Origin of the sequence: Actinomadura macra NBRC 14102, from assembly GCF_001552215.1 — a bacterium.
Classification (GTDB): Bacteria; Actinomycetota; Actinomycetes; order Streptosporangiales; family Streptosporangiaceae; genus Spirillospora; species Spirillospora macra.
In genome coordinates this window covers 1-676 of the sequence record NZ_BCQT01000056.1, presented here as the reverse complement: position 1 = coordinate 676, position 676 = coordinate 1, and the positions used below count along the sequence as shown (strand labels likewise).

Annotated in this window: 2 protein-coding genes; both read right to left on the bottom strand. The window is 66.1% G+C overall.

Features of this window, described 5'->3' with window-relative positions; genetic code table 11:
- The coding region (locus AMA02S_RS39705) for an IS3 family transposase (RefSeq protein ID WP_157431177.1) at positions 1-300 on the bottom strand (300 nt) is incomplete at its 3' end.
- A 43-nt stretch (positions 301-343) separates the two neighbouring features.
- Positions 344-676: transposase (locus tag AMA02S_RS41145; RefSeq protein WP_218005298.1), on the bottom strand; the 333-nt coding region annotated here is incomplete at its 5' end.

Below are 676 nucleotides of genomic sequence, written 5' to 3'. Positions count from 1 at the left end.
GACGACGAAGCGGCGCTGCACCAGGTCCTCCTGCGTCGCGGTGTTCACCAGGTTGCGGCGCCCTCGGCGCCGGTAGATGCCCTGCAGGCCGGCCTGGCGCATCAGTCGCTCCACCCGCTTGCGGTTCACCCGCTCGCCCAGCCCGAGCGTCAGCTCGGCGTGGACCCGCGGTGAGCCATAGCTGCCGCGGGATTCGGCGTGGATTTCGCGGATCATCTTCGTCAGCTCCCTGTTGCGCAGCGCACGCGGTGATTCGGGCCGTCCCAGCCAGTCGTGGTATCCGGAGGTGGAGACGTTCAATACTCGGCAGGCCACCGCGACCGGGATCGAGTCGGCGGCGAGTTCACGGACCAGCGAGTAGATTACTTTGGGAGGACGTTTTCTCTGGCGAAGTAGGCGGCGGCCCGCTTGAGGATCTCGTCTCGGTCTCCAGCTGCCGGTTACGGCGTCGCAACTCGGCCAGCTCTTTCTTCTCCGCGCTCGTCAGCCGTCCGGAGTCGGCTTTTTCGCCGTCGTCGGTGTCGGCCTGGTTCACCCAGTTCTGCAGACAGGAACGGCTGATTCCCAGGTCCTTGGCGAGCTGGACGAATGACTTGTCACCTTGACGCGCCAGCTCGACGGCACGGCGGCGGAACTCGGGCGGGTGTGGTGAGGGCATGACGGACATCCTTCCTGA